This is a genomic window from Saccharicrinis aurantiacus, assembly GCF_947489045.1.
Classification (GTDB): Bacteria; Bacteroidota; Bacteroidia; order Bacteroidales; family Marinilabiliaceae; genus Saccharicrinis; species Saccharicrinis aurantiacus.
On sequence record NZ_CANLCN010000013.1, the window covers coordinates 24077 to 43049 of the forward strand.

Below are 18973 nucleotides of genomic sequence, written 5' to 3' on the forward strand. Positions count from 1 at the left end.
ATCGGATTTATTCTACTACTAATTCATCAATACAAAGTCCGTCGTCTTCTAATGCTTTCAAACGAATGGTGTTGGCACCACTTTGCATTTGTACATTTACTTCATATACCTCCCAAGCTTTTTTGTAAGTTTTAGTGGCTGGTAATTCTATTGTTTGCACCTGATCATTCACCTTTAATTCTACTTTGTAAGTATCTCTAATTTTATCAAAAGCGCTGTAACGTATTTTAAGTTTGAATTCTCCGTGGCTTCCATCATTCTCCTGATACCACTCAACCCAACTTCCTTTGTTACGTGTAAAGTACAAATAACCTTTTCCGTTATATCCTTTACCTGCGGTATCGAGAGTTGCCATATAATAAGTTGCATCCTCAGCTTGATCGCCACCCGGGTTTTGGGCCGATGCTACTGAATCCCAAACAAAACCTTCATCCATAGCAAATCGTTCTTCTAAAATTTCTAAGGCTTCGCCATTTACTATTACTAAGGCTTTAACTGTGGTTCCTAAAGCTACCTCAAAAGGCAATGTATAAGCTTGTGATTTCTTGCTTGGAGTACTTCCATCGGTAGTATAAAAAATCTCCACGTAAGTGGATGGCTTTTTACCTCGCAAGTTGATAAGTTGTGTATCGATACTAACCATATTTGAACTTACTTGCTTTTTTTCTCCTAATATTGATGCTGCAAATAAAGCAACATTTCCATCGCCAACAGACTCAATATATGCGCGTGTTAAACCAAAGAAGGCGATACGATTAGTCGCTTCAAAATGCTTTTCTACATCTATCGGACTTCCGTTATCTAAAGCTCTAATTTTACCAGATCCTAACACTTTAAAATAAGTTCTATTTTCTCCGTATGGATAAAACTGACCTTTAGCATCGGTTGTTGTAACACGCACCTGAACCATATCATCACCCAATTTAGACATAGGTTCTCCATCAATGGATAAACTTATTTTTGATGGAGCATTTGCCGTATGAATCATCTTATTGGCAACCAACTTACCGTTTTTATAAGCGAACACGTTTAGTTCTCCGGGAGTATAAGGAACCATATACTGACATTGCATTTCGTCCCAATTTAGGCCTGGTTTCATCTTTCCTAATGACTGGCCATTTAAAAACAGTTCTACCTCATCGCAATTAGAGTATATCCAAACAGGAATTTCAGTGCCCTCTTTTACTGTTGGGTGCGTCCAATGTGGAAGAATATGCACCATTGGTTTTGTAGTCCACTGGCTTTGGTACAAATAGTACAAATCCTTTTCAAAATTTGCCATATCAATAGCACCACCCATGAATGATTTAAAAGGCCAGCCTCCATGCACATAACTTGCCTCGCCAATGTAATCATGACCAGTCCAACGAAACGAACCTGCATAATTTGGAATATCGCGCAACTGCTGCATATTTTGGCGAGAGTTTAATCGCACCATTGCATTATCATAGCTTGAATTAAAAATCTGCTTAAAGTTCTTTTTACCCGCAGCATTAGTCCAATCGTAGGTAAACACTTCTTCTTCCGTTAAATCGGGATACCAATACGGTTTTTGACGTTTATTAGGATAACCATCTCGATACCATGTACGTGTACGGTAATAACCACGAACCTGCCAAGTATGGGTATTTTCTGTTCCGATGAAAACACGATCGCGTTCCATTTCTTCAAACCAACCCATTTTTTCACTGTGCCCATTTACACCTAACACATCCATATATTCAGAGCTGGAATGTCCGGAAGTTACAGGTCGTGTATCATCATATTGATGACATTGCGCAACCAAATCGGCTCCAACCTCGCCACGTGTTTCGTTACCCACACTATAAATAACAATACTTGGATGATTGCGGTCGCGAATAATCCAATCTGCCACATCACGCTGCCACCAATCATCAAATGAATGTGCTCCATAATCGTTGGCAGCCTTTTTCATCCAACCATCAAAAATCTCATCCATCACAAGCATGCCCATTTCATCGCACATATCGTAAAACTGTGGTGTTTGTGGATTATGTGCTGTACGCATGGTATTTACGCCCATATCCTTTAACTGCTGAATACGAAAACGTAATATCTTATCTGGAACAGCAGCTCCTAAAGCCCCTGCATCTTGATGATTACAAATCCCTTGCATTTTAATATTTACACCATCAATCCACATTCCCGTTTCCGGAATCCATTCAATATCTCTAAACCCAAAACGAGTTTCGTTAACATCAACAACTTCCTTATTAATAATTAATTTACTAACGGCAGTATATAAATTTGGGGTTTCAATTGACCAACGTTTGGTTTCATTCAACTCTATTACCTGAGCAATACTTGTACTATTTTGCGAACTTGCTTTTACATTTTCTGATAAACGAGCCACTTCCTCACCAGCAGGATTAAGAATTACAGTGCTGAGTTTTGCTTTGGCATCTTTAGCTAAAGTATTCTTAATCTCGGTATCAATACTTAATGTGTTTTTATTGGTGCGCACATAAGTACCATTATTAGGGATATAAACTGTATTGTGAACATCAATCCATGTATTTGCATAAATACCACTTCCAGTATACCAGCGTGCTGATGGCTGCTTATCATTGTCAACTCTTACGGCAAATGTAATGGTGTTTCCCGTTTCTACTTCAGGCGAGATATCATAGGCAAAGGAAATCCATCCGTAAGGACGAAAACCTAGTTTACGACCATTAGCCCACACCTCACTATTCATAAATACACCATCAAAGGCAATTTCTACATGTTTACCTTTCCACGAATTAGGAACTGTAATGGTTTTACGATACCAGCCAATTCCAGCAGGTAAATAACCGCATTGTCCTCCCATTGGCGCATCCTCACTATACTCCCCTTCAATACTCCAATCGTGTGGAACATTTAGTATGCGCCAATCCGCATCATTAAAATTCTCAACATCAGCACCAGTTTGGTCGCCTAATTTAAATTTCCAATCGGAATTAAAACTAACACGTTGCGCTTGAACAGACCATACCATTAGCATGGCCACGAATACTATTTTGTATCTCATTCTTAAAACTTATATCAATAATCGCCTAAATAATTAATCTATAATTTGCATTGGATAAACCTCACTTGGCGTATGTTCCTTTTTCATTATACTGCGCATTTTAGCAGCAATTTCAGGATACTGATTTACCACATTGTTCTCCTCAGCAATATCAACATCTAAATTGTAAAGCTTTAGTTTACCCGGCTTCTTTTTATTGGCTATATCATAAATTACAGCCTTCCATTTTCCCATTCGAACTGCCTGACGACCAGATTTTATAGAAAACTCCCAGTACAAATACTCATGTTCTTTTTGTTTTCCTTTACCAGTTAAAGTGGGTAAAAACGAAATACCATCAATTTGACTATCCACTGTTACACCAGCAATCTCAGCACAGGTTGGCAAGAAATCCCAAAAAGCAGAAATATGATCTGAAGTTGAACCTGGCTTAATTTTATTCGGCCATCGTACCAAAAATGGAGTACGAACTCCACCTTCATATAAATCACGTTTAATACCTTTATACGGACCATTACTGTTAAAGTACTCAGGATCTGCTCCACCTGCATCGTGAGGGCCATTATCACTGGCAAACATGATAATTGTATTATCGGCTATGCCAAGTTCCTCAACCTTAGCCATTATCTGACCAACATAAACATCTAAACGATAAATCATTGAGGCAAACACTGCTCTGGGATACTCTTGAGAACAGTATTTATGTTGTACAATATCAGGACCGTAATCTGATAAGTAATTGTGTTTTACGTAAGGTTTGTCTTCTGGATATTTACCTAAGAATTTTTGCAATATAGAATCATTTGGCACTAATAATTCTGCGTGAGGTTGAATTAAAGGAACGTAAGCATAAAACGGTTTATCCTTATTATCTTCAATAAACTTTAATGTCTCTTCCTGAATTACATCAGGAGCATAAGTCACTGTGTTTGTCCAATCATTACCTGGCATCATAACTTTTTCATCATTTCGCCATAAATAAGGTGGATAATAACGATGTGCCATTCGCTGACAATTATAACCAAAAAACAAATCGAAACCTTGGTTTATGGCGTCACCTTCAGAGCCAATAAAACCCAAACCCCACTTACCAAATGCTCCTGTGGTGTAACCTGCTTTTTTTAATACATCGGCAACAGTAACAGTAGATGCAGGCATCGGATACTGGCCTTCTTGCCCCACCAACTCTTTATTGTTTCGTATTGGTGTATGACCGGTATGTTGCCCTGTCATTAAAGTTGATCGCGAGGGTGCACAAACTGCAGAACCTGTATAGTGCTCTGTGAAACTCATTCCTTGAGCTGCTAACTTATCAAGATTAGGCGTAGTAAATTTCTCTTGTCCATTACAACTCAAATCTCCAAAGCCCATATCATCTGCCAAAATGTAAATAATATTAGGCTTATCCTGTTTCTTTTTTGCTGTTGCATTTACTACAAATAGTAAAGCGAATACAAATACAATAATGTGTTTCATATGTTTATTAATGGTTTAACTTTTATGATTCAATCAAATATAGCTATAGACAATTTAAGATGGAGCTGTTTAACCCGTTAAAAACGGTCAGTTAACGAGTTCTAATTATTATATATGAGACACTTAACAAAAAGCCTTATAAAATGTACCCTTACGAGATATGAGTGTATCTATTAGTGTAATTAATCGGTCATTTTTACTCAAATATTCGTAAGAAAAGTAAATCTGATTATATTTGGAACATCAAATACTTGCACATGAATTTCTCAGAAGAACAGATTAAAAATATTAACGATGCACTTGCTCAACTAAAACAAAGTTCGATATTCGGAAACTCTGAAAGAAACTATCGCATTCTTAGCTTTTTAGTCGATTCATATTTAAAACAAGTGCATGTAAAAGAGTCGATTCTTGAGATTGAATTATTTGGCGATAAGGATAACTCAATATCCTACGATGGAAAAGTACGTGTGTACATGTATAACTTAAGAAAGAAGCTTGAGGAATACTATAGAACCGATGGCGCTAAAGCCAAGATAAAATTTATTGTAAAAAAGGGGCAATACAACCTCTCTATAGAGGAACAAAATACCAATGAAAAATCAAATTCGGCAAAAAACACGAAATTGCCTTACTATATTATTATAGCGTTAGCAATAGCCCTAATTGCTTTAATATACCCTAAGACAGAAAAATATTTTGAAGAAACATATTGTTGGACTCCATTCTTTGATAAAGAAGCCACATCGTGTTGTGTTGGCGATCATTTTATGGTGATTGGAAAAACTCCCAATGGAAAACGCTCAACTCAATATTTAAATGAGGTAAACTCAAACAAGGACTTTGATAACTTATTAAAAAGTGATAATCCGGATAGAGAAGGCTTAACGAAAGCCCCTTTTAGCTTTGTTACCAAAATGGGACCTGTTTCCACAGCTCGATTATCGCAATGGTTTACCAACCATAACAAAAAACTATCGGTGGTAATGGAATCAGAAATATCGCCAGATATTATTACCCGAAATAATGTGGTTTATATTGGTCCGTTCAGAACAATGGATTTTTTTAGCACGATGTTTTTAAACAATTCTAAAGTTTTTAGTTATGATGGTAAAGACATCATTCTAAAAAAAACAGGATCAAAAATTAGAAACATGCACGTAAAGAACTCTCGCGAAGATCATGTGATGGTATCATTTAATAAAATGGGTAACTCAGGACTAGATATCATCTATTTTGCGGGGAATAATGATATTGGTGTTATGGCAGCAGTTAAAAACTTCACCAATAAAGCATGGCTAAAAAGCTTTTACAAAGAACTACCTAATACGAAAACATATTTTAATGCACTATTCAAAGTTGATGGTATTGGAAGAACTGAATTAAGTTGCGAATTAATAGAAATTGAATTATTGTAAGCAACTCTATTTCTCTAAACTTACACTCGTTATAGAAATTTCACTATCATTCTGATACGCTCAAAAAATTCTTAGCTGAACTCATTATATTTAATAAGTTTGATATTATAGATATCTTTCTTAACTCATATTTATCTAGCTATCCATTGTACAAAGTGATTGTACCAAATAAAACAACCCTAAAAAATTTAATGTCACTTTAACATAAAAATAACTTGCGCCCTATAAAATTATAAACTAACTTGCGTGTAAACGTGTAAAACCTTAGCCCCCTTCATAAGTTTTACCGCCCAATAGAAATATATTTTTTAATCAAAACTATTAAACTATGAATGATTTAATCATGGTTGAAGAACCGTACAACATTCTAGAGAATGTTAATTTTAGTCCAAACGAAACAGTAACAGCCAAAGTACAAAATGAATATTCACTTGAACTAGAAGCAGGTTCAATGGGGTGTTCTGAGTTTGGAAGACACATTGCCATATTAGGCTCTATGGCAGTAGCGAAGAGCTTTGGACACAAAGATAAACACTATTATTTGGCAATACACGCAGACTTAAAGCGTAAATCCAATAGTACAAACCACTCTAAATTCTTTCACCTAAAGGCCAAAACATTAATTGCTAAAAAAAGAACTGCTCGGATTTATGGTGAAATAAGAGATGATGAAAATGAATTACTATTTGCCGGAACGGTAGAATATCAAGCAATTAGTCAGCCTGTTTTTTCAAAGTTATACTCGAAACATAAAGTAGACAATCCAAAATACAAACTTGTTAGTCCTTATATTAATAGAAAACAACTTACTAATATTGATATAAAAGATGAATGTATAGTAGGAACATATAGTAAAGTTGAGCCTTGTGACTGCGAGGGGCATTTTAAAGATTTCCCAGCCTTACCCGTTGCAATTATTGGTGGTTTGTTTGGGGAGTTATGTATGCCATTATTCAAGTATCATAATCCTCATTTGACTAAAATATTAAGCAAGGAGGTAATTATTAACGCATACCGACTTGCATTTACAGGTGAGCATGTAACATTTGAAGGGAAAATTGATAGACGCCTTCCAAATGATTCTGTTAAGCTTATCGCATATGCAAAAGTAGGCGATGAGATAATTGCTGATGCACATTTTGAATTACAAGCAGTATACAGCCCTGAACTTGTTGAAATGGCTACACTCTAATAACGATATAGATTCAAAACAAAATGGCTTTAATAATTCGTTTATTGAAGCCATTGCTATATTATTCAGCTCCTTATCCAAAAGTAATTGTACATTCACCATTGCTTTTCTCACAGGGTATAATTAAATTTTCTTCGTCCAACACATATATCAATACCATTCATAATACTACAAGGACAATTTATCTAATAATTAAATCCTTATTCGTTAAGTAAAACTTGTGCTACTATCTTTACACTTATAATATATGTTGTTATTGCACCAGAATCGATAATGCACTCTAAATAATAATTGATATTTCATTATAAGTATCCATAAACCCTAGTTATGAAGACTCAAAAAATAATTGGTTTGTTTTTCTCTTTTTTACTTTGCTTCTCTTTTATAGCATGCGAAATAGAAGACCCACATGTTTGTTCTGAGAAGCTATCTGGGCACTTTGAAGTAAAGGATTTAGAAAACTACCCCGCATTATTATATAAGATTGATGGGAACAAAGAAAACTATATAAAAAGAACAGCTATTAAATATACCGATATTGACAATTTTAGGATAATAGGTCAATTTAATACTTCAAACTATGGAATAATTAGCTCTGATTGTATTGTGGAACACGGAGACCTTGGCTGTGAGGAATTGACAAGTAGAATAACCATAACCGATATTGCAACTAACAGATCTATAGTAGGACAGTCGGTACTGAGTGAGGTGTATACTACTTCATCTATAAAGGATAGTGTTTCTTTTGATGTGTATTACCCTGAAGATAACGAAAAGTATACTTCCAATACACTTATAAGTAACTTAAATCATGAATATTATAGAATGATGCTCCCTAATTACATCATTCAAATTAGATATGGATTAGTAAGAAAAGAATATGAATACGAATTAAAATATCAATTCGCATCTACTGAATATATTGATACCATAAGGTTTAAAATTGAATAAAAACAATACTAAAGTCTACACCATTTATTCACTGTATGGCAAATTACTCCATAAGTTAAACGATTTTGCTTTTCACCCCAGTAGCTTGGGCATATTTGCATAATAGCTCCATGCAGTTCTCCAATGATTCTTTCAATAATGCTGAAGCACCAAAATCAACAAAAATAAAAAGAACCTCTTTAGTCTTGTCGTCAATCATTGTTCTAACCGAGTCACTAGTTGGCGTACCAAACGCTCCCAACTCATCTCTGAACACGGGCAAGTTTTCAATATTCAAATGCCCCCTACCGATGCCCTCATATGGCTCACCTTCTTTGCCTTTTCCGAATGAAATATCACCTTGTATTTTACTTTTATCGTAACCACAAATTGAAAAACCAGTTTCAATAGAAACCAAATTTAATACGTCCACAACATTTGAGATCGCGTACAAGCCCTTTTTATTGGCAATTCTGCGCATTAAAGCTTCGGCAGCAGGTCGGTATCGATTGGGGTCTTTCCCCAATAACCTGTAGGCATTTTTAGTTGCTTTTACTGTATCTTTTTCCCTTATAATTTCAGCTGTTAGTATATTCTCTAGTTCACTAATTTTATCATTTAAAAGTTTTTTCAAAGCTGGATAATCTGTATCAACAGTAATTTCTGCTTCGATACAACCAAAACGGATATTAGGAAGTACAGCTAACAAGTCGGGATCAATAGTAATTTGAGTCATATATATTTTAATTTACATAAAATTAATACAAACAAAATAAAGTCTTTTTTAAACACAATGATAGGTTTTGGTGAAAAAAGATAACTTTACCAACTAAACAACAACTACAATATGAGTGCAGCAGATATATCATCACAAATTCCTGAAAATTTAAAGTGCATAATTTTTGATATGGATGGCGTTTTATACGACTCCATGAAGAATCATGAAAAATCGTGGACTGCATGTTTTAAAAATATAGGAATTGATTTTCCTGCCTATGATGCTTATTTATATGAAGGGAAACCTGGACATCACACCATTCAAGAAGTTATAAAGAAACACTTAAATAGAGATGCCAGTGCTGATGAAGCAGAAGCGGTTTATCAGGATAAGGTAAAATATATGAGCCAATTACCAACACCTGTATTTTGCCCTGGCATGGATAAACTATTGCCTTTATTAAGAAAAGAAGGATTAGCTGTTTGGGTAGTAACCGGATCAAAGCAGCCTACCCTTTTAAATAAGTTAGGTGCCGATTTTGGCATGGATCCTGCCCATATCATCTCTGCTAAAGATGTTATAAACGGAAAACCGCACCCCGAACCATATTTAAAAGCAGTTGCAGGGTCAGGTTTTAAAGCTTCACAATGCTTGGTTGTAGAAAATGCTCCGCTTGGAGTAAAAGCATCAAAAGCTGCGGATATTTTTACAATTGCAGTCAATACAGGCATTCTAAAACCCGAAGTACTAAAAAATGCAGGTGCCGATATTGTCCTTCCTGGTACTGAACCCTTAATTTCAATTTTTGAGAATTATCTAAAAATATAAATTAGCATACTAAACTTCCGACTAGGCATATAAATCACTATAAGTGAGCACTAAAACACCGCTTTTTTGCCTAGTCGAAATAAAGAAAAATTTCTTTATAAAACACATACAATCAATCCTTAACACTAATTATTCACACACCATTATCAGTGTAGAAAAAAACATTTCAGTTTAAAAACACAATTGTAATCTTCAGATTACACTATCTATCAGATAATTGCAATCTCCACATTACACTTTTATTTATTTATAACAATTACAAATAACGTAAGTCCCTTTGCAGTAAGCCTGTAATCCTTACTTTTGTTAGCAAATCAAAAGTGAAAATGGGCTCGCAAAATAAGGTAGTTGAACATAGCGGAGTAGTTGAAGAAGTGCTGAGCAAAATTATTAAGGTTCGTATTGTGCATGAATCAGCTTGTGCTTCGTGTCATGCTAAAGGAGCTTGTAATGCTTCGGATATGCAAGAAAAAATAATTGACGTATACCCTTTAGATATTAAAAGTGTAAAAAAAGGGAATAATGTGATTATACAAGGTCAACAGTCTTTAGGCCTAAAGGCTGCATTCATTGCTTACATCTTACCTTTTATATTGGTTTCGATAACACTATTTGTTAGTTACGCCCTAACTAATAACGAAGCCATTAGCGGAATTGCTTCACTAGCTATCCTTATTCCTTACTTTTTAATCATTAAACACCTCTCGCCCCGTCTTCAAAAATCGTTTGTATTTACTTTAAAACAAATCATTGAATAAATATATAATCAAATGAATATTGTAATAATTACCATTTTAACCTTAGGTATTCTAGGTACGCTTGCAGCTGTTGTGCTCTACTTTGTAGCACAGAAGTTTAAAGTGATTGAAGATCCAAGAATTGATCAGGTTGAGGAGGTGCTTCCTGCTGCAAATTGTGGCGGTTGCGGTTTTCCGGGATGTAGAGCTTTTGCTGAAGCAATGGTTAAAAGCGATGACATCTCTTCTCTTAATTGCCCGGTTGGTGGTGCTGAAACTATGAATGCAGCTGCCAGCATCCTTGGCAAAGAAGTTGCGGCTTCTGATCCGATGATTGCTGTTGTTCGTTGCCATGGTACTTGCGATAACCGACCAAAAACAAACAACTATGATGGAGCTGGCTCTTGTGCAGTTTCTGCTTCACTTTATGGTGGAGACACGGGTTGTTCATTTGGCTGTTTAGGAGAAGGTGATTGTGTGGATGCTTGTAATTTTGATGCCATGGAAATGGATCCTAAAACAGGCTTACCTACCATTAACGACAATTGTGTTGCCTGTGGTGCTTGTGTGGATGCTTGTCCGAAAAACATTATCGAACTTCGCAAAAAAGGGCCTAAAGGTCGTCGTATTTTTGTATCGTGTATTAACCAAGACAAAGGTGGCGCTGCAAAGAAAGCTTGTTCTGCTGCTTGTATCGGATGTAAAAAATGTCAGAAAGAATGTCCGTTTGAGGCCATTACAGTTGAAAACAACTTGGCATACATCGATTACAGCAAATGTAAATTATGCAGAAAGTGCGTAAGCGTTTGTCCTACAAATGCCATTCACGAGATCAACTTTCCACCAAAGAAGGTAAAGCCCGTTGCTGTTAAAAAACCAGTAGCTCCTGCAGGTGATGCTCCCAAAACGGCAGCACCAAAGGCTGAAGCAACTAAGAAAGAAAATAATCCATCAGTGGAATCAAAAAATAAGGAGGAATAGACGTGTTAAAAACATTTTCATTGGGAGGTATTCATCCTCCGGAAAACAAATTCTCGGCAGGTCAAAAAATTGAATCTATGCCGATTCCTTCGCAGGTAACCATTCCTGTTGGACAACACATTGGCGCTCCGGCTGCCGCTGTGGTAAAAAAAGGAGATACTGTTAAAGTGGGTACATTATTGGCTAAAGCAGCCGGTTTTGTATCGGCAAATATTCACTCTCCTGTATCAGGTACTGTATTTAAAATTGATAAAGTAGCAGATGCCAGTGGTCTTAAAAAAGAATCCATCATCATTAATGTAGAAGGTGATGAATGGGAAGAGAGCATTGATCGCTCAAGCGACTTGGTTACTGAAATCAATATGGCACCGCAAGACATTGTGAAAAGAATTGCCGATTGCGGAATTGTAGGTTTAGGAGGAGCAACATTTCCTGCTCACGTTAAACTATCAGTTCCTACCGGAAAAACTTGCGATGTATTGATACTAAATGCTGTAGAATGCGAACCTTACCTTACATCTGACCATCAGTTAATGATGGAAAAGGGTGAAGAAATTATGGTTGGTACTTCAATTTTAATGGCTGCACTTAAAGTGGATAGAGCTGTTATTGGCATTGAAAACAATAAGAAGGATGCCATTGATCATTTAACAAACTTAGCGAGTAAATACCCTGGTATTCAAATTGAAGCTTTAAAAGTTCAATATCCTCAAGGGGGAGAAAAACAACTGATTGATGCCTGCATCAAACGTCAGATTCCTTCAGGAAAATTGCCTATAGAAGTTGGTGCAGTTGTTCAAAACGTAGGAACCACATTTGCGGTATATGAGGCAGTACAAAAAAACAAGCCATTGTTTGAACGTATTGTTACAGTTACCGGAAAATCAGTTTCTAAACCATCAAACTTTTTAGCACGCGTAGGAACGCCAATCAGTCAATTAATTGATCAAGCTGGCGGTTTACCTGCAGATACTGAAAAGGTAATTGGCGGTGGCCCAATGATGGGTAAAGCCATAGTATCAACAGATGCGCCTATTACCAAAGGTAGTTCTGGTATTTTAATCGTGAAAGGCCAAGAAGCCAAACGCGAGAAAATGCAACCTTGTATTAAGTGTAGTAAATGTATCTCAGTTTGCCCAATGGGATTAGAGCCTTATTTATTAATGACGGTATCGCAAAAAGCCATTTGGGATAGAGCTGAAGAGGAACAGATAATGGATTGTATCGAATGTGGTTCATGCAGCTACACTTGTCCTTCAACCCGACCACTATTGGATTACATCCGATTAGGAAAAGGAAAAGTTGGACAAATAATGAGAAGTAGAACAAAATAACTGGTGCATCCAGATCTATTTATTTAGAATATAAAAATATTATAATATGAATACATTTACCGTTTCACCATCACCACACATCCATAGTGGCGATAGCGTGAAAAAGAATATGTACGGCGTAATTATAGCATTGCTTCCAACATTGGCCATATCCATTTACAATTTTGGATTAGGTGCTTTGGTGGTAACAGCTACTGCAATTGCTGCCTGTTTGCTTTTTGAGCATCTCATTCAAAAGTTTCTATTAAAACAAGAAACTACCATTTGGGATGGTTCTGCAATTATCACAGGAATGCTTTTGGCATTTAATATCCCTAGTAATCTTCCTATTTGGATTATTGTTATTGGTGCTTTAGTGGCCATCGGAATTGGAAAGATGTCGTTTGGTGGCTTGGGTAATAACCCATTTAACCCCGCATTGGTAGGTCGAGTATTCTTACTCATCTCCTTCCCGGTTCAAATGACATCGTGGCCAACTATTAAGAATACCTTCTTAAGTTATACTGATGTTCAAACAGGCGCTACGCCACTTTCAGTAATGAAAGAAGCCTTAGCCAATGGCGAGTTACCAACCGATGTATTGGGTCAAATACCTAGCTATCGTGATATGTTCCTCGGACTTCAGGGTGGTAGTGCTGGTGAAATGGCAGGTATTGCCATTCTTATTGGTTTGGCATTTATGCTTTTCCGTAAAATCATCACTTGGCATATACCTGTAGCCGTATTAGGTTCTGTGTTTGCCTTTGCAGGCATACTACATTGGATTGATCCAATGATGTACGCGCCGCCAATGTTCCACATCCTATCGGGAGGTTTATTTTTAGGAGCCGTATTTATGGCTACCGATTATGCGAGTTCTCCTATGAGTAACAAAGGAGGTATTATTTTCGGTATTGGTATTGGAGTTATCACTGTTGCCATTCGTGTATTTGGTGCTTATCCTGAAGGAATCTCGTTTGCTATTCTTATCATGAATGCATTTGTTCCGTTAATTGATAAATACATTAAGCCAAAACGTTTTGGCGAAGTAGCTAAAAAGAAATAAAGTAAATCATGGCAAAAACAGAATCAAATTTAATAAATATGGTGCTTGCCTTGCTAATTATCACCCTTATTGCGGGAGGTACTTTAGGAATGGTTTACAAAGTTACCAAAGAGCCAATTGCTACAGCAAAGCTTGCTAAGCAAAAAGCGGCTATAGAAAGTGTGGTACCCGGGTTTGACAATAACCCAACCGATGAAGCTTACGAATTAACCTCTGCCGAAGGCTATCAACTTGAAGTTTTTCCTTGTAAAAAAGGAAGTGAGCTTTTAGGAGTTGCTATCTCAAGCAAGACAATGAAAGGCTTTAGTGGAGAAATAAAATTAATGGTTGGCTTAAAGCCTGATGGCTCTATCATTAACTATTCAGTTTTAGAACACAAAGAAACACCAGGTTTAGGATCTAAAATGCAAGAGTGGTTTAATTCAACTGAGAAACCAAGTCAATCGGTATTAGGTAAAAACCCCGGTGCTGATAACTTAACCGTTTCAAAAGATGGCGGTGATGTTGATGCTATTACAGCAGCAACCATCAGTTCAAGAGCATTTTTAGATGCCATAACAATTGCCTACAATACATACACTAAGGAAGGAGGCCAGAAATGAATCAGAAAGAAAACTTTTTAAAGGGATTTTTTAAGGAAAATGCCGTATTCACCCTACTACTGGGGATGTGTCCTACACTGGGAGTAACCTCTTCTGCCATTAATGGTTTGGGTATGGGCTTGGCCACCACATTTGTGTTGGTGATGAGTAACATTGTAGTTTCGTTAGTTAAAGATATGATTCCGGATAAGGTTCGTATTCCTGCTTTTATTGTAATTATTGCCTCGTTTGTAACGGTGGTTGAATTATTAATGCAGGCTTACCTACCCTCTTTATTCGAATCGTTAGGATTGTTTATTCCACTTATCGTGGTAAACTGTGTTGTATTAGGAAGAGCAGAAGCTTTTGCCTCTAAAAACAACCCTCTTTCATCAATGATTGATGGTTTAGGAATGGGACTTGGTTTTGCCATGGCATTAACTATGCTAGGTAGTGTTAGAGAATTTTTAGGAAGCGGTAAAATATTCGACATGGTAGTGTTCCCTGAGCAATACGGTATGTTGGTATTTGTTTTGGCTCCAGGTGCATTTATTGCCCTAGCCTACCTTATTGCTATTATCGACAAACTTAAAAAAGCCTAGTATTATGGAATATGTATTAATATTTATATCGGCCATATTTGTTAACAACATTGTACTGGCTCAGTTTTTAGGGATTTGTCCGTTTTTAGGCGTTTCTAAAAAAATATCAACCGGAATAGGTATGACGGGTGCTGTAACCTTTGTAATGGTTATTGCTACTATTGTTACCTATTTAATTCAGAAATTTGTACTAGATGCCTTTAACGTAGGCTTTTTACAAACTATTACGTTTATTCTGGTAATTGCATCATTAGTACAGTTGGTAGAAATTATCTTAAAAAAGGTAAGTCCTCCCCTTTATCAAGCATTGGGGGTATTTTTACCATTGATTACTACAAACTGTGCCATATTAGGGGTTGCTATTATGACGATTCAGAAAGATTTTAACTTGTTAGAATCAGTTGCTTTTGCTGCTGCAAATGCCATTGGTTTTGGATTAGCCCTAATTATTTTTGCAGGTATCAGAGAGCAACTTGAACTTGCCGACTTACCAAAAGGAATGAAAGGAACACCTATTGCTTTATTGGTAGCAGGTATATTAGCGCTAGCCTTTATGGGCTTTGCGGGTATGGTATAGAACCACATTACAAATACAAAATAAACAAGAAATCCCCTTCCGATAAATCGGAAGGGGATTTTTATTTTAGATTAATATTAATTAAATACTTCTATACAAGGTGAATTCACCTGAGTAATTAAAATTTGAAGATCACTATTGCCATTGTAGAATGCAATTACCTTATACTCACCATAACCTGGAGAATAAGTTGCATCAGTTGCAACTGCACTCACAACTGCAGAGATATCAGCTCCATTATCAGCTCCACATATTTTCCAAATGATTTGTTGGATTAATTGACCTTGACCTGCAACGGGCACTCCATTAGAAAATAAAGGACTATTATTAACAAACCATGCAACGCGGTCTATCATCAGGTTAGAAATATTATTGATGCCAGCTGGTCCAAAATCATCAACCACGTAAAACTTGATTCCAGAGGTTGTTCCTCCAGGGAAACGATCACCATAATTTATACACCACCCATTGTAATAAGTGTTATTTAGAATACTATAACCACTAGGGATACCTGTAAACATAAATTTGGCAAAATAATTATTCGAATAATACGTTTGTGTAGCCGTCATTTGAATACCTTGAACACTATGATCCGGTAGGTTTAAATGTGCAGGTAAAACCCAATCTGCACTTTCATGACAATCACCTATAACGAAATCTATCATATCATCATCTTCACCAAAGTCTGTACTTGCATCAGCCGTAATAACTTTAACAGATACCCAATCAAGCACATTACCTACAGGTAATAACACTTTCAGTTCCATGGTAACGTCTTCGCTTTCTTCATCCAAATCTGACCAATAAACTGCTAAACATTCATTCAACGGATATTCAAGATTTGAGAATTCTCTTACAGTACCATCAGCTTGAGTGATTATTACTTTTACTTTAGCAATAACATCAAATAATGATCCTCCCTGAACTTGATCGTAATAAGTAAAGACTTGATCATCACCATATAGATACTTTAACTTGTATGATTCTGGTTCACAAATACAAATATCACCAAATACACAAATACTTCTTACTGTAATTGGTCGAATATTAAACCAAATAAAACCGAAATAATCATACGTCAAATCGTCATAACATAACACATCAATAACAAACTCTGTTTTTTCGAACTTCTTAACTGTAAAAGTTCTTAGTCCATTGGCAGGATTTATAAATTGGAAGAAATCAGATCCACTATGCGGAGTTGCTTTTAGAGGTTCTCCTAATTCATCCCTTACAATAAACTCACTAATTAAGATTTCTAAAGTCTCAAGACTACCAAGCATTACCTTTATTGGTTGAGTAACAAACTTACCATCCACATAAAAAACAGGTACTTCTGCTGTCTGAGGTCCCGCATCAGGGTCATCACCAACAATGTTATACACAATAGTTGCATGATCGTATGCCTCTGTATAGTTAAGGTCAGGATCACACATCGGCAACATATCATCCATTAGTGGAGCATTTTTTAAGGTCACTAAATCAGCATCATTCGCAACAACAGCAAATTCAGCATACGCTTCCTCTGCAGGTGCTTTTGTTTCTTCCTTACAACTTGCCATAATCAGTGCGAAAACAGCAAAAACTAAAAGTAACTTTTTCATGATTATAAATTTTAGATTATTTAGTATGGCTTCAAAATAAGCGCGATGAGAAGGGGTGTCAAGAGCGAGAAAGGCTCAAAACTGGATGCATATCTACAAAAGAAACACGTTAATGTACACTAAAAAATTACTCCTTTATGATTTTATGTATTTCATCAACATGCAAATTATTTTAGTTTTACAATGGTGAGGTTAATGGCATTTTCAGCCATAAAAAAAGCCGAAGAAAATTAATTCTTCGGCTTTCTTAGTAGCGGGGACCAGACTCGAACTGATGACCTTTGGGTTATGAGCCCAACGAGCTACCAACTGCTCCACCCCGCAATATATCTTTAAACGTTTGTTGTTTTCTTTATTGCGGGTGCAAATATAGACAAGTTATTTAAACTACAAAACTAAGTTTGCTTATATTTTAAAGTTAGTTGTTACAGCCTGTAGCACCAACAACCGTAACAACTAACATAGCTGCATTTTACACGCCAAAATTTAGCTGAAATAAAATACAGTTTTAATTACAAGGCACTACTACTAGGCTTCCTTTTCGGCTTCGCTGCGTGTAGTTTTGGCTTTTAAGTAGGCACTTTGCTCTTTAAGCTGCTCGTTAATACTGCTCAAAACTTTAAAACAATACTCATCCTTATTTAAATTGGCCAAAGATTCGAGCAAGTTTAACCAAAGTACAAATTGCTTTTTAATATCAACTCTTAATTCGCTTGGTGTAGGCGCATCATCGCTATTTTTCTTACGATTTACATCATACTCTAAAAAATCACCTACTTCCTTACGAAGAGCTACCAAATCTTCAGATAAATCCAAGCTTGTAAAATGCTTTACATTTTCAGGGCTTTCCCAAATATTAAGTACTGCACCTATTTGAGTATATTGCGCATCGTAAGGCAGTAAATCAAGGTTTTTATCAAAGGAATTAAATACCTCTAAAAGCGAAATAGCGGCATTTCTCTTCTCTTCATTATAACTGTTAGACATGACTTTTATTAAATCAACTATATATGACCAACGAGCATCAACCAACTGATCTAAACTTTTACGATTGCTAAAAACCTTTTCTTTACTCATCAACTTATTTAGCTGCTCTACCTTCTCGGCCAATATTGCCACAGGGGTAAAAGCGATATGCTCTGCAGGAACAGCATGAATGGTAGGATATTGAACTGCCTTTTTCATTAACGATATAAACCGATCATTACTTAATCTGGTATAGTCTACTTTTTCACATTTAATTGCTAATTTTTCCATTTTTCTAATTTTAAGTTATAGGTTATTATAAGCTTACGGTAATCCCGAGAGTCCATTTTTTATTTATAATTGGCTTACGGGATTTCCGATAGCATTTCTAAATTTTTAATTGATGAAACGAGTAATCCGATTGGACATTTGTAATTTTTTTAATCCTTTCGGGAATCCCGGTTGGGAGTTTTGTATTTAAAATAAACGTTCGGGATTTCCGAAAGGCGGTTTTATAAAAAAACCAACTTACGGAAAAACCGCAACTCATTACGAGTTACAAATGGGTATGGCAAATTGATGTTTTGGATACTTAAACTTGCTTTTGCGAGAAAAATTTTAGCAAGCTTTATTGTTAATAAGAATGGGCGATCTGTTAAATAATGCATAATAGTAATTAGGTATTTGTAAAAGATACATACAATATAACACTTTGTATATTAGTAACAAAATGGAAACTACAAATAAAAATATTTCTAAATAAGGTTTTTACGCACTAACGTTGCGCAACATAATCATTGACGATACGTATACCAAAAGCATTATAGACTCTAACTAATAAACACACATGCTACCTAAACAACATAAGATGGGCTGTAGCCAATACAGCTATAATTTATTACCCGATAATTATAAAAAAACTAAACGCTCTATAACGCTCAAAATGCTTT

The 18973-nt window shown here is 36.0% G+C and carries 16 protein-coding genes and 1 tRNA gene; 11 read left to right on the top strand and 6 right to left on the bottom strand.

Annotated elements, in window-relative coordinates; genetic code table 11:
* Positions 1-7: 7 nt before the first annotated feature.
* Together QMO11_RS14725 and QMO11_RS14730 are read right to left on the bottom strand one after the other, a co-directional pair.
* Positions 8-3034, bottom strand: coding sequence for a glycoside hydrolase family 2 TIM barrel-domain containing protein (locus tag QMO11_RS14725; RefSeq protein WP_282037989.1), 3027 nt, complete (start codon positions 3032-3034; stop codon positions 8-10).
* A gap of 33 nt (positions 3035-3067) precedes the next feature.
* Positions 3068-4510, bottom strand: coding sequence for an arylsulfatase (locus QMO11_RS14730; RefSeq protein ID WP_282037990.1), 1443 nt, complete (start codon positions 4508-4510; stop codon positions 3068-3070).
* A gap of 257 nt (positions 4511-4767) precedes the next feature.
* Between QMO11_RS14730 and QMO11_RS14735 the strand changes: the two genes are divergently transcribed.
* From QMO11_RS14735 to QMO11_RS14745, 3 genes are all read left to right on the top strand, one after another.
* On the top strand, positions 4768-5928 hold the full coding sequence (locus QMO11_RS14735; RefSeq protein ID WP_282037991.1) for a hypothetical protein: 1161 nt from the start codon (positions 4768-4770) through the stop codon (positions 5926-5928).
* Positions 5929-6256: 328 nt separating this feature from the next.
* A complete protein-coding gene (locus QMO11_RS14740) occupies positions 6257-7120 on the top strand; it encodes a hypothetical protein (protein ID WP_282037992.1) in 864 nt (287 codons plus the stop codon).
* A gap of 327 nt (positions 7121-7447) precedes the next feature.
* Positions 7448-8071: a hypothetical protein gene (locus QMO11_RS14745; protein WP_282037993.1), complete on the top strand. Its 624-nt coding sequence runs from the start codon at positions 7448-7450 to the stop codon at positions 8069-8071.
* A 55-nt stretch (positions 8072-8126) separates the two neighbouring features.
* On the opposite strand, the gene QMO11_RS14750 is transcribed toward QMO11_RS14745, so the two are convergent.
* The gene (locus tag QMO11_RS14750; protein WP_282037994.1) at positions 8127-8786 is read right to left on the bottom strand and encodes a B3/B4 domain-containing protein; all 660 of its coding nucleotides are present in this window, start codon (positions 8784-8786) and stop codon (positions 8127-8129) included.
* A 111-nt stretch (positions 8787-8897) separates the two neighbouring features.
* On the opposite strand from QMO11_RS14750, the gene QMO11_RS14755 reads away from it, so the two are divergent.
* From QMO11_RS14755 to rsxA, 8 genes are all read left to right on the top strand, one after another.
* Positions 8898-9596 (top strand): inorganic diphosphatase, encoded by a 699-nt coding sequence (locus tag QMO11_RS14755; protein ID WP_083634261.1) that lies wholly within the window; start codon positions 8898-8900, stop codon positions 9594-9596.
* Between the two features lie 326 nt (positions 9597-9922).
* Positions 9923-10354 carry a SoxR reducing system RseC family protein gene (locus QMO11_RS14760; protein ID WP_282037995.1) on the top strand — a complete coding sequence of 144 codons (432 nt, stop codon included), beginning with the start codon at positions 9923-9925 and terminating at the stop codon, positions 10352-10354.
* Positions 10355-10366: 12 nt separating this feature from the next.
* The gene (locus tag QMO11_RS14765; RefSeq protein ID WP_282037996.1) at positions 10367-11314 is read left to right on the top strand and encodes a Fe-S cluster domain-containing protein; all 948 of its coding nucleotides are present in this window, start codon (positions 10367-10369) and stop codon (positions 11312-11314) included.
* A gap of 2 nt (positions 11315-11316) precedes the next feature.
* Positions 11317-12648 carry an electron transport complex subunit RsxC gene (gene rsxC, locus QMO11_RS14770; RefSeq protein ID WP_282037997.1) on the top strand — a complete coding sequence of 444 codons (1332 nt, stop codon included), beginning with the start codon at positions 11317-11319 and terminating at the stop codon, positions 12646-12648.
* A gap of 46 nt (positions 12649-12694) precedes the next feature.
* Positions 12695-13693: an RnfABCDGE type electron transport complex subunit D gene (locus QMO11_RS14775; RefSeq protein ID WP_068471525.1), complete on the top strand. Its 999-nt coding sequence runs from the start codon at positions 12695-12697 to the stop codon at positions 13691-13693.
* Positions 13694-13701: 8 nt separating this feature from the next.
* Entirely contained in the window at positions 13702-14295 is a 594-nt protein-coding gene (locus tag QMO11_RS14780) for an RnfABCDGE type electron transport complex subunit G (RefSeq protein ID WP_282037998.1), read from the top strand.
* Entirely contained in the window at positions 14292-14876 is a 585-nt protein-coding gene (gene rsxE, locus QMO11_RS14785) for an electron transport complex subunit RsxE (RefSeq protein ID WP_068471523.1), read from the top strand. The genes QMO11_RS14780 and rsxE overlap by 4 nt, the downstream gene beginning before the upstream one ends.
* 4 nt (positions 14877-14880) lie before the next feature.
* On the top strand, positions 14881-15453 hold the full coding sequence (gene rsxA / locus QMO11_RS14790; protein WP_068471522.1) for an electron transport complex subunit RsxA: 573 nt from the start codon (positions 14881-14883) through the stop codon (positions 15451-15453).
* 77 nt (positions 15454-15530) lie between these two features.
* Here the strand turns inward: rsxA and QMO11_RS14795 are convergent, their stop codons facing one another.
* The 3 genes from QMO11_RS14795 to QMO11_RS14805 all read right to left on the bottom strand — a co-directional run bounded on the left by QMO11_RS14795 (position 15531) and on the right by QMO11_RS14805 (position 18314).
* The gene (locus QMO11_RS14795) at positions 15531-17057 is read right to left on the bottom strand and encodes a hypothetical protein (RefSeq protein ID WP_282037999.1); all 1527 of its coding nucleotides are present in this window, start codon (positions 17055-17057) and stop codon (positions 15531-15533) included.
* A gap of 251 nt (positions 17058-17308) precedes the next feature.
* Positions 17309-17381, bottom strand: a tRNA-Met gene (locus tag QMO11_RS14800).
* Positions 17382-17585: 204 nt separating this feature from the next.
* The gene (locus QMO11_RS14805) at positions 17586-18314 is read right to left on the bottom strand and encodes a DUF6261 family protein (protein ID WP_282038000.1); all 729 of its coding nucleotides are present in this window, start codon (positions 18312-18314) and stop codon (positions 17586-17588) included.
* Positions 18315-18973 lie beyond the last annotated feature (659 nt).

Bases quoted from the DNA above. Each gene is read 5' to 3' on its own strand.
- QMO11_RS14725 (WP_282037989.1), bottom strand. From the start codon at position 3,034: ATGAGATACAAAATAGTATTCGTGGCCATGCTAATGGTATGGTCTGTT.
- QMO11_RS14730 (WP_282037990.1), bottom strand. From the start codon at position 4,510: ATGAAACACATTATTGTATTTGTATTCGCTTTACTATTTGTAGTAAAT.
- QMO11_RS14735 (WP_282037991.1), top strand. From the start codon at position 4,768: ATGAATTTCTCAGAAGAACAGATTAAAAATATTAACGATGCACTTGCT.
- QMO11_RS14740 (WP_282037992.1), top strand. From the start codon at position 6,257: ATGAATGATTTAATCATGGTTGAAGAACCGTACAACATTCTAGAGAAT.
- QMO11_RS14745 (WP_282037993.1), top strand. From the start codon at position 7,448: ATGAAGACTCAAAAAATAATTGGTTTGTTTTTCTCTTTTTTACTTTGC.
- QMO11_RS14750 (WP_282037994.1), bottom strand. From the start codon at position 8,786: ATGACTCAAATTACTATTGATCCCGACTTGTTAGCTGTACTTCCTAAT.
- QMO11_RS14755 (WP_083634261.1), top strand. From the start codon at position 8,898: ATGAGTGCAGCAGATATATCATCACAAATTCCTGAAAATTTAAAGTGC.
- QMO11_RS14760 (WP_282037995.1), top strand. From the start codon at position 9,923: ATGGGCTCGCAAAATAAGGTAGTTGAACATAGCGGAGTAGTTGAAGAA.
- QMO11_RS14765 (WP_282037996.1), top strand. From the start codon at position 10,367: ATGAATATTGTAATAATTACCATTTTAACCTTAGGTATTCTAGGTACG.
- QMO11_RS14775 (WP_068471525.1), top strand. From the start codon at position 12,695: ATGAATACATTTACCGTTTCACCATCACCACACATCCATAGTGGCGAT.
- QMO11_RS14780 (WP_282037998.1), top strand. From the start codon at position 13,702: ATGGCAAAAACAGAATCAAATTTAATAAATATGGTGCTTGCCTTGCTA.
- rsxE (WP_068471523.1), top strand. From the start codon at position 14,292: ATGAATCAGAAAGAAAACTTTTTAAAGGGATTTTTTAAGGAAAATGCC.
- rsxA (WP_068471522.1), top strand. From the start codon at position 14,881: ATGGAATATGTATTAATATTTATATCGGCCATATTTGTTAACAACATT.
- QMO11_RS14795 (WP_282037999.1), bottom strand. From the start codon at position 17,057: ATGAAAAAGTTACTTTTAGTTTTTGCTGTTTTCGCACTGATTATGGCA.
- QMO11_RS14805 (WP_282038000.1), bottom strand. From the start codon at position 18,314: ATGGAAAAATTAGCAATTAAATGTGAAAAAGTAGACTATACCAGATTA.